We start from the raw sequence: 7,417 nt of genomic DNA, 5'->3' as shown, positions 1-7,417 counted from the left end.
ATACATACTCCTTGGACGTATGTTATGCCCTGAACACGAAATTAATGACAGGCCCGCTTTTCCCCCACCAACCCTCAAACTCCTCCCGCGCAATCTCACACTCCGCCAGCTCCGGATCCCACAAATCCTCTGGCGGATTGAAAAGCCAATCCTCCGGCCCGCTACGTTCCGCCTCGCCACCCGCCGACACAACAACCTGCCGCGTGCGATACCCCTGCTCGTCGTACTCGAAGAAATAGGTTTCCTGTTCCTCGGGATAATCCTTCCTGATATAGACGCTGCCGCGCCCCACCAGCGCCCCGAATTTCGGGCTGGCCCGCTGAGCCCGGCGCTGTTCCTCCAGATCATCAAGTCCCGCAGGCGCGGGATCGCCAATGCGAAGCGACGGAATATCCGCGAATCTCTCCGCTTCGCCGCCAGCCGGGTCGACGATCATGACTTCGGCATAGGTCTGGATGATCGCCTCTGCCGAGGGAGCCTCGATCCACCACCACAGGGAGCCCATGCCGTAGTCGTGGGCCACAAGGAATCTCTTCATTCTGCAAACTCATCCGGATAGGTGATCAGGTCGGCCGCGTCGGACACCCAGGCATCCTTGTCCTGCCGATAGGCAAACAGCCGCTGGCGCATCTCCTGGGTCCATCCGCAACGGGCCGACATTTCGCACAACATGCCCAGGCCGATGCGCCGCATGCGGGCGTTGCGCTCGGCGCCAAGCGATGCTTCAACCTGGGCCAGCGCTTCTAGGCGCGCGCCGGTCACTGTCTCGGAAAGCGCATCCAGGACGTCTCCAACGACGCCAGGATGCATCAATTCCGCCGCGTCGAACTGCCGCGCGATCGCCAGCGCGGCCTGCGGATTCAATACCGAAAACGCCAGCCGGAGCGCCAGTCCCGGATGCCAGCGCCTGGCCAGCAAGGCCTCGACCAGCAGGCTCGCCGACGCGGCCAGTTCCAGCAGGCCAGATCGCGTCTGCCGCCGGTACGAGTTCACGATGGCAGCCAATGACTGTGCACGCGTCGCGGCCGCGAAACTGCTTGCCAGTTCACGCGGCTGGTTTCTTGCATGGATGCCCAGCAGCGCGCTGGCCGCGAGTTCAACTCGCGAGACATCGACGTCATCGAGCTGCGCGGCCAGCGCTTGATAGAGCGAGGGCTCGCCTTCGCCGAGCGGCATCGCGATCAGTCTTTCCAGGGTTTCCTTGCGGACTTGCGCATCGGCGTGTCCGAGCAGCAATGCCAGATGCCTGCTCAAGGCGCGCTGGCCGTCCGGGGAAAGTCCCGTCGGCGGAATGCGGATGGTCGCGCGCGCGAGCGCCGGCTGCTCGCTGCGCGCGGCGGCATGCAATCGCTGCCAGACTTCGGGGTGTTCGAGGAAGTTCCAGTACGCCCGCATCAAGGCAATCGCCACGTCCGGATGCAGCTTGCCTTCGCCTTCGATGCGGGCCAGGAAGGCAAAGGCGTCGTCCGTCCTCAGATCGCCGGCGAGCCGGATGATCTCCTTGGCCACGGTGACCTTGCCTCGCGGCAAGCGGGCGAGCAGGTCCAGCACCTGCGACGGGCGCAGGTTCATCAGGGATCGCCGCAAGGCATAGATGGCGACGCGGGCCCGGTTGTCATCCAGCGCCTGCATCAGCTCGGCCACGCCGCGTCCGGCGTCGGCGCGCCCGAGCGCCTCCAGCGTCTTGTCGCGCAGTCCCTGGTCAGGCGCGTCCAGGCGCGCAAGATGAACCAGCGGCGCCAGGTCGATGGACGGCATGGCCGCGTAGCGCTCGACCGAACCGTAGAGTTCCCAGGCATTGCGCTGGGTGCTGGTAAGGATCTTGACCAGTTCGTCGGCATAGCATTGCTGCTGCGCGGCCGTCCAGCGCGAGAAGCCGCTGTCGAAGGCAGGCAGGAACGCCGCCTTGCCGCTGGGAAAGCGCCCCTTGTACACGCGCGCGCTCAGGAATGGCGTCAGCAGGTCCTGCCTGTGCAGATGCAGATGCCAGGACACCGCTGAAACCTGGATCCAGCTCGGATCGTCCCGCACCAGGCGGGGAATCAATTCGGCGGCCCGCTTGCGCAGTCCGAGCCGCGTCAGCGCCTCCAGCCCCGAGCGGGCCACGTTGCCGCGCTTGTCCTGGGTCAGGTCGGCGAGCAGGTCGATGAACCGGTCCACGGCCTTCGCCCGGCAGCCGAAACCGAAGATCAGTTGCAGCGCGACCGGGGCGCGTTCCCGCCGGATCCACGTGTCGAGCAGGCTCATCAAGTGCGGGGCGATTCCGATCAGCTCGCCATCGCTCATGCGGGATTCCCAATGCCCGTAGCGCAGATTGCCCATGCTGCCCATGCGTTCCACCAGACGGGGCAGCGTCTCGGCCACGAAGGCCGCATGCGCGGCGATGATGGCCATCAGCCACTGCGTGGCGGCCGCCATGGTCTGGTGCGAGCAGTCCCGCGCGCGCAGCGCGGCATCGATCAGCGCGGTAAAGCCGGGCAGATGCGCGGCTTCCCAGCGCGACGGCGGCAGCGCCGCCAGGGCCGTCAACATGGCCAGCCGCACGGGGTCCTGCTCGTTCTCACGCGCACGGCAGAAGTCCAGGATGGCGGGCAGGCTGGAAGCCTCGTACCGCCCCGCCCCGACCACCGCGGCCACGGCCTGCGCGCGCAGCTCGCCATCGGGTTGCGACAGGAAGGGCTGGGCCAGGGCCAGCGCTTCCTGGAACGGCAGGCAGGACAGGTAAGGCAGCCGGGCCATCGGCTCGGCGGCCAGCAGTCGCAGCGAGAACGCGTGGCGCGCTTCGGTCTGCCTGGCCGCGCTGGACAGGGCTTGCACGAAGGCGAGCGGGAGCGCCCCGCTGTGCTCGCGCCAGGCTTCGCCGCCCTGGCGGTAGAGGGCGTCACGCTGGCCGGCATCCAGGTGTGAGAAGACTTCATGCAGGTTGGGCAGCGCGTCGGCCGCCAACAATTCGCAAAGCGTGGACGCGTCCAGGCGCTTCAGGGCCTGCACCGTGAGCGCAATGCGCTGCCTGCCTCCCAGGCCCGCGATGATCGCGGCGATTTCCTTCGGGAACAGCGACCCGTAGCGCGCCAGCGGCAAGTCATGGACCGGCATCCGGGTGAACGCCACGCGCAGCAGGCTCAAGCCGGCATCCGGGTCGCTGCGCAACATGCGGTAGAGCGAAGCCCGGATGGCCAGGCGCAGGACATAGGACGGATTGCCGGACTGCTCCAGTGCATGGGTCAGCCTGTCGCGCACGAATCCGGGCAAGCGTTGGGCCAGCGTCGCCCACTGCGGCGCGTCAAGCGCGGCCATCTGCTCCGCGTCCAGATGGCGCTCGATGAAGGCATCGGTCGTCCAGGAAAGCAGATGACGGCGCGCGGTCCCTTCGAGTGTCGGGCAGACGGCGTCATTCACCTGGCCCCGTCCGGACTGCCAAAGCCGGCAGGCCAGATCCACGCGGCATGGCTTCGTCAGATCCGGCATCAACCGGATCAATATCTCATCGGGCAAGGCCCGCGCGGCCAATCGGGCGGCGCGCGATGCCAGCATGGGCGATGGATCGGCGAGCATCGTGACAATCAGATCCTCCGCGCAGGAACCGCTGGCCGACATCAGCGCCAACAGCCGCTCGTAGTGGATCTCCGACTGCGCCAGGGATTTCAGGTCTTCGGCGAGATGGGCATCCGTGAGGGAGGCACGACCGAGTTCGACCATGCGCCGGTAGCGTTGATCATGGCTCAGGGACGCGACGTCCGCGAGGATGCGCTGCACGGACGGGCGGTGTTTTTTCAACGAGGGCGTCATGGTCGATGATGGGCACGGATGCGAAGGATGGGGCAAAGCGCGGGTCAGGCGACGCGGCTGGCGTGTTGCAACGAGGATAGCAAATCGATTCGATCAAGCGGCTGGGCTGAATTCGCGGCATGCGCCTGCTGCATATTCGGCATATTCAAGACGGTGGCCGTTGGGCGCAGAACACCAGGAAGCCAGAGCCGGCACGGCAATCCCTCACAAATGCCGATGGCTGCAAGCCATCTCCAACCCGGCAAGTTTCCCGATCAGCCCTGCCAAGCCCTGCGCGCTCGCCTCATCCACCCCCTCCAGCCTCACCATCCGAAACCCCATCGCCAGGCTGAAATGCCAATCCAGCTCCAGGATCCGATACGCCTTCCCATCGTCCGCGCAATGCCACTGCACGCCCGGATCCTCATAAGCGGCCCCGATGAAATCAATATGCGAACCGAACGGCGGCAAGGACTCCAGCGGTTCATCCGAACCCGGCAAACTCGGCTCGCATAGATTCTCTCCCACCGCGACGCGGGGCGACGGCCCGTCATAGGCCAGCAGCATCAGCGGAATACTCCGGGGATCCGCGTCAAAGTCGGCGCGCACATCGGCGCTCAGATATTCCCTGGCCGCCGGTCCCAGGCAGTATTGCGGGCTATGCCAGTCGCTGCCCTCGTCGTCGGCATACAGATCCCCCAGCGTGATGCCATGGCTGGCCAGCAGCGCCACGGTTTCTTCCAGGGTGTCGTTGTGGCGGATCGGAATGTCCGGGGGCAGATAACCGGCGCGCGCATACAGGGCAATCACGTCGCCCGGCGTGCGCATGTGTTCGTCGTATTGATATGAGCCTTCGTGCAGGCTGGCCAGGCCGAAGCTCAGGTTGATCAGGGCGCGGCGGGGAATGTCCTGGCCGCGCGGTTCAAGCACGTAGCCGCCTTCCAGCAATCTGGCTTCCAGCGCGCGCCAGTCGGGCGACGGCAGATGCATGTCGCGCGGAAACAGGAATTGGTGGTGTTCGGACATGGGCGGGACTCCTGCTAGAGCGGGGATCAGGCCAGGAAGCCATCGCCAGGATGTGCGCGGTTATCCCGTCGTGATGATCGTGGGAAACGCTGGTGAAGTGAATCAGACGGCCTGCCGACGTGGAATCAGGCGGGCCGTGGTCGGGCGAATGCCGCCGGTTATTGGGGCTAACCGGCTGCGTTGCGAGCGGCGATCAATTCGCCTTTTCGTCCTCGCCCTTATACCCGCTGATATACGCGCGCCCCGAGCAGCGCACCGTGGCCACGCAGGTCAGGCCGTTGCTCTTGGCGTTGCAGGTCGCGCGCGCCTCATTGCGGGCGGCGACGGGGTCGGTGTTGAGCGCCGTGAAACCGGTGCCGCGACCCTCGCTGCCCTTGCCCCAGGACATGCCGACGCAGGTGTCGGTATAGGTGAGCACGGTGCGGCAGCCCTTGCAGTCTTCCCACTTGAGCAGGGCATCGACGGCTTGTTTCTCGGTGGGATAGCCGTCGGCGTAGGTCAGGGCGCCGGATTCCATTTCGGCGACCGAGCCCCAGTAGCCGCGCGAATCCAGTTTGGCGGACAGCGCTTCAAGCTGGGCGGGCGTGGCGGTGTTGGGGGCCTTCAGGTCGGCTTCGCTATAGCCGGGGCCGGCGCACAGCGGCATGGCGGCCAGTTTGCATTTGCCGTCGGCGCTGTCGTTGGTGCAGGTGCGGATGGCTTTCTTCGCGGCGATTTCGGCCGAGACGCTATTGCCCCAGAACAGATCGTTGCGCGAGTTGCGCGCCAGCGCGACGCAGCTGTCGGAGAAGGCGGTGACGCTCTTGCAGCCCTTGGCGCCGGCCTTGTTGCATTTGGCCAGCGCGCCTTGCTTGGCTACGCCGGCCGAGGTTTCCGGCATGACCCAATACAGCTTGGCCTGGGCCTCGTCGGTGGCGACGGCGCCGTACAGCGCATCGGCGTGGGCGGCGGGCGCGGCCAACATGGACAGGGCAAGCGCGCCGGCGGTGGCGAAGGCGGCGCCGGTGGCGCGGAACAGGGCAAGCAGACGCGCGGGCATCATCGTTTTGCGGTATCCAGTAAGTAAGGTGCGGCGTGCTGGAGACAAGGCATTTTCGCGAGCGCGCGATGGAATATGCGCGAACCACGAAACGCGCGAATGTTATCACGCAGGTGTTTGACTCCCGCACGCGGCGCGCGCTCGTTTGGAAACAGAACTTAACGAGTTTCACGGGTTATGCCGTGCAATATGGCTCGGTCTTTCCGTTAACATGACGCACCTTCGGCGCGGGGTTTTCCCGCGCCTGTCGATCGCATTGGTAATAGGCCGGCGGCAGTACGCCAACGGCAGTACGCCAGATAAAGAGGGAGCACGTAGCGCATTATGAAGACATCGCGACTTCGTTCGGTATGGCGGTCGGCGCAGGCCCTGCCGGTGTTGCTGGCGGCGGCCGCCCTGGCGGGTTGCGCGCCGATGCCGACGGGCGGCAGTTCGACGCTGCCCTCGATCTCGAACATGTTCTCGCAGGGGCTGTCGCTGTCGCCCAGCGTGAACGTGGCCAAGAACATGAAGGGCCGTCCGGTGGCCGACGCGATCACCGCGCTGGGCGAGCCGTCGACCAAGCGCGCGGTGGGCAACACGATGGAGCTGGTCTGGTCCGATTACCAGACCGCGCCGTATACCGAATGGGTGTCCACCGGCTCGTCGCAGCAGGTGGTGGGCATGATTCCGGCCACGGCGACCACCGCGGCCACGCCGGTATTCCAGCAGAGCAATAGCGGGTATTACGGCAATCGCACCAAGGTATATGAATGCAAGGTGGTGATGCGGATGCAGGACAGCATCATCATCGACAGCCAGGTGGACGGCAATGTCTGCCCCGAGTTCATCAATGCCTTGCGCAAGTGGGCCGGCGAGCGCGAGGCCAGCAATTATCGCAAGTAGCCGCGCGGGATAATCAGGCGGAGACGCCGGATTATCCCCGGCTTCCCTCCGCGCCCGTCTCGTTCCATGACCGATCACTTGCCATCACGCGACACGCCGCTCACGGATCCGCTTGCGGCCGCCTTTCCGGCAGAGATCCGCGAGGACGTGAGCCGCGTGAGCGCGCTGATCCGGCCGGACGCCGACTATCACCGGGGCGTGTCCGTCCGGGTGCAGGGACAGGCGCTCACTCTGCCCTACCGCATCGAGCATGGCTTTGACGAAGCGCTGTTTCCACAACTGAACGCGACCCAGGCCGTGATCTATGCCTGCGTGCTGTCGCGGCACCTGGACGGAAAGCTGCGGCAGCGCCAGATCGCGCGGCTGGCCCTGGCTGAACAGGCGTGGCCCCTGCCCTTTGTAGTGCAGCTTTGCGGCGAATACGTGATGCAGATCCTGGAGACGGTCGAGGCCCATCTGCCGGCGATGGACCCGCGCCGCTACGGCGGGTTCCTGCGCGACAACGCGGCGTTTCTGGATCGGGCCGAGCAGCGCATGATCAGTTACTGGGATTGCTACTACCGGCGGCGTTACCCGATCAGAAGCGATTACGTGGGCTTTCGGGTCTTTGAACGGTTCCGGGCGTGGCAGGCCGCTGAGGACTGAGCGCGGCCTATGCGCCGCTGCTTAATGTAAAAACTAAACCCGCCGTTGCCAGAT

6 protein-coding genes are annotated in these 7,417 nt (G+C 65.6%); 2 read left to right on the top strand and 4 right to left on the bottom strand.

Annotated elements, in window-relative coordinates; genetic code table 11:
- Window positions 1-22 precede the first annotated feature (22 nt).
- The 4 genes from KDH83_RS12850 to KDH83_RS12835 all read right to left on the bottom strand — a co-directional run bounded on the left by KDH83_RS12850 (window position 23) and on the right by KDH83_RS12835 (window position 5,836).
- Window positions 23-538 (bottom strand): hypothetical protein, encoded by a 516-nt coding sequence (locus KDH83_RS12850; RefSeq protein ID WP_212316227.1) that lies wholly within the window; start codon window positions 536-538, stop codon window positions 23-25.
- On the bottom strand, window positions 535-3,777 hold the full coding sequence (locus tag KDH83_RS12845; protein WP_212316225.1) for a hypothetical protein: 3,243 nt from the start codon (window positions 3,775-3,777) through the stop codon (window positions 535-537). The genes KDH83_RS12850 and KDH83_RS12845 overlap by 4 nt, the downstream gene beginning before the upstream one ends.
- Window positions 3,778-3,993: 216 nt before the next feature.
- Window positions 3,994-4,794, bottom strand: coding sequence for a hypothetical protein (locus KDH83_RS12840; RefSeq protein WP_212316223.1), 801 nt, complete (start codon window positions 4,792-4,794; stop codon window positions 3,994-3,996).
- A gap of 193 nt (window positions 4,795-4,987) precedes the next feature.
- The gene (locus KDH83_RS12835) at window positions 4,988-5,836 is read right to left on the bottom strand and encodes a DUF4189 domain-containing protein (protein ID WP_212316220.1); all 849 of its coding nucleotides are present in this window, start codon (window positions 5,834-5,836) and stop codon (window positions 4,988-4,990) included.
- Between the two features lie 321 nt (window positions 5,837-6,157).
- On the opposite strand from KDH83_RS12835, the gene KDH83_RS12830 reads away from it, so the two are divergent.
- Window positions 6,158-6,718, top strand: coding sequence for a hypothetical protein (locus KDH83_RS12830; protein ID WP_212316218.1), 561 nt, complete (start codon window positions 6,158-6,160; stop codon window positions 6,716-6,718).
- 66 nt (window positions 6,719-6,784) lie between these two features.
- A complete protein-coding gene (locus KDH83_RS12825; protein ID WP_212316216.1) occupies window positions 6,785-7,363 on the top strand; it encodes a hypothetical protein in 579 nt (192 codons plus the stop codon).
- Window positions 7,364-7,417: the final 54 nt, after the last annotated feature.

The sequence above is a fragment of the Achromobacter sp. Marseille-Q0513 genome (assembly GCF_018195695.1).
Lineage (GTDB): Bacteria > Pseudomonadota > Gammaproteobacteria > Burkholderiales > Burkholderiaceae_B > Achromobacter.
The sequence above is the reverse complement of the archived record's forward strand: the minus strand, read 5'-3'. Positions and strand labels throughout refer to the sequence as shown.